The 2,251-nt window shown below is 51.1% G+C and carries 2 protein-coding genes; both read left to right on the top strand.

Translation table 11 applies throughout. The features are described 5' to 3' along the window. The first annotated feature begins 9 nt into the window (after nt 1–9). Nucleotides 10–486, top strand: a complete 477-nt coding sequence (locus C8R21_RS15430; RefSeq protein ID WP_258192457.1) for a potassium channel family protein — start codon at nt 10–12, stop codon at nt 484–486. Between the two features lie 87 nt (nt 487–573). After that, on the top strand, nt 574–1,827 hold the full coding sequence (locus C8R21_RS15425) for a putative Na+/H+ antiporter (RefSeq protein ID WP_445668753.1): 1,254 nt from the start codon (nt 574–576) through the stop codon (nt 1,825–1,827). The last annotated feature ends 424 nt before the right edge of the window (nt 1,828–2,251 follow it).

Below are 2,251 nucleotides of genomic sequence, written 5' to 3'. Positions count from 1 at the left end.
GAGTAACCCATGAATGAACATGCTGCCCACCTCGTGATTTTGGGCATATCCGGAATGATCGTGGCGATCTGTGTAATGCTCCATTATGAAGCACTGCGTTTTCTTGGCCTCACGTTGGGAGCGCATGTACATAAACGCATTGGCGTATTGCTGGTAATGATGGGACTATTAATCGCACATTTTCTGGAGGTGTGGGTTTTTGCCGTTGCCTACATGTTTGTGGAGCATGAGATGGGGCTTGGCCGAATCGCCGGTATCACAACCGGTGACATTTTTGATTATTTTTATTATTCATCTATCTCCTACACGACGGTTGGCTTTGGGGATTTGATACCTGTGGGCGCAATACGAATGCTTACCGCTACTGAAGGGCTTGCCGGTTTGTCATTGATTACCTGGTCTGCCTCATTTACCTTCCTGGCCATGCAACGCTTCTGGCCTCACGCTCTTGCGGAATCGCAAGAAAAATCAGAGGGTGAAACTTAAAGCCTCCTTGAGCTTTAAAATTGACAGTCAAAGGGATAGGTAAAGTGCTTACCTTTGGATCCTATAATCCTCCTGGAGGAGAAGTATGTGACCCCAACAACCATTCAACTGATCAGCTCAGCGTTATTTGCCATTGCCATCCTGCATACCTTCTCCACCAATTTTTTTGAGCGCCTGGCGCATACCCAGCCGGCTCATGCTGGGGTGTGGCACTTCCTCGGAGAAGTGGAAGTGGTGTTTGGCTTCTGGGCCCTGGTTCTGATCCTGGCGATGTTTGCCATCGACGGCTCAACGGCCGCAATAGGCTATATGGACTCACGCAATTTCACCGAGCCAATGTTTGTTTTCGCCATCATGGTGATTGCCGGTACTCGTCCGATCCTCCAAACCGCGATGGTTGCAATCCACTCAGTGGCCCGGATCATTCCCTTGAGTGGGTGCATCGGATTCTACTTCACAACCCTGGCGCTGGTGCCCTTGCTCGGTTCGTTCATCACCGAACCTGCAGCCATGACCCTGGCCGCATTGATTCTGTCTAATCGTATTTTTGCGAATGGCATTTCCCTGCGCCTGAACCACGCTGGGTGTATTGTTCGTAAACATTTCCATTGGGGGAACACTCATGCCATTTGCCGCTCCGCCTGTGCTGATGGTGGCTGGAAAATGGAACTGGGATATTGCATTCATGACGTCAACGTTTGGCTGGAAAGCGGCATTGCGGTCATCCTGAATGCCTTGGGAGCAACGCTATTGTTCCGCAGGGAATTAAGTCAACTGTCAACTACGGACAGCAGCGACGGCAGTAATTCTGTGCCTTTGGTCCTGGTCTTGGTCCATCTGGCGTTTCTTGCGGGCGTCGTAGTGTTCGCTCATCATCCTGCAATTTTCGTGGGTCTGTTCCTTTTTTTCCTCGGTTTAGCCGATGCCTATCGACACCACCAGGATCGCCTGATCCTGCGCGAGGGTCTACTGGTTGCCTTCTTTCTGGCAGGGTTGGTCGTCCTGGGCGGACAGCAGCAGTGGTGGCTGCAGCCCGTTCTCATGAGCATGAGTAGCGACGCAGTATTCTTTGGCGCGACCATTCTGACCGCATTCACCGACAATGCAGCCCTGACTTACCTCGGCTCCTTGGTTGAAGGACTGCCAGATGATTTCAAGTATGCGCTGGTCGCCGGAGCAGTCACAGGCGGCGGCCTGACCATCATCGCCAACGCTCCCAAGCCGGCTGGAATCGCGATTCTGCGTGGGCATTTCGAGGAAGAGGTGGTCCATCCATTGGGATTGCTATTAGCAGCACTACCGCCAACTATTATTGCGGCATTGGCGTTCTGGTATCTGTGAGTGCCTATGCATCATTGAGCATCCTGCTGACACGAGATAAGTTATGGCCGTACGACCATGGATGAACCGCTGGAGATTGCTATCGATTCTCTTCCGGCTGCGGCAACCAAGCGCCAAAGGCCGATCCAGAATGAAGGCCTCAGCGCCCGGGAAAACCGATGAATAGCGTTTCATCGATCAAAAATTAACGCCAAAGACAAAGGTGTCCGAAGGATTAAAATGCGACGTCATAAATCTGGCAGCCCCAAATCAGCTGTATGTTGTGCTTGTTTTTTCAGTAAATGCTGCCAGTGCTGGATATTAAACTGCCCTCTTTGACGTCGATGATGTAATCACTCTCATTTCCCGCAGTCTCTATCTTTTTCACTTTTACATTGGTAAAGCTAAGAGGCTGGTTGGGCTCAAGGTTCAGCTGACTTTGCGA

This window comes from Nitrosospira multiformis, assembly GCF_003050865.1.
GTDB classification, from domain to species: Bacteria; Pseudomonadota; Gammaproteobacteria; order Burkholderiales; family Nitrosomonadaceae; genus Nitrosospira; species Nitrosospira multiformis_E.
This window is presented reverse-complemented; position numbering and strand designations above follow the sequence as displayed.

What these genes read in the sequence shown, in the direction of transcription:
- C8R21_RS15430 (WP_258192457.1), top strand. Translation starts at nt 10, where the DNA reads ATGAATGAACATGCTGCCCACCTCGTGATTTTGGGCATATCCGGAATG.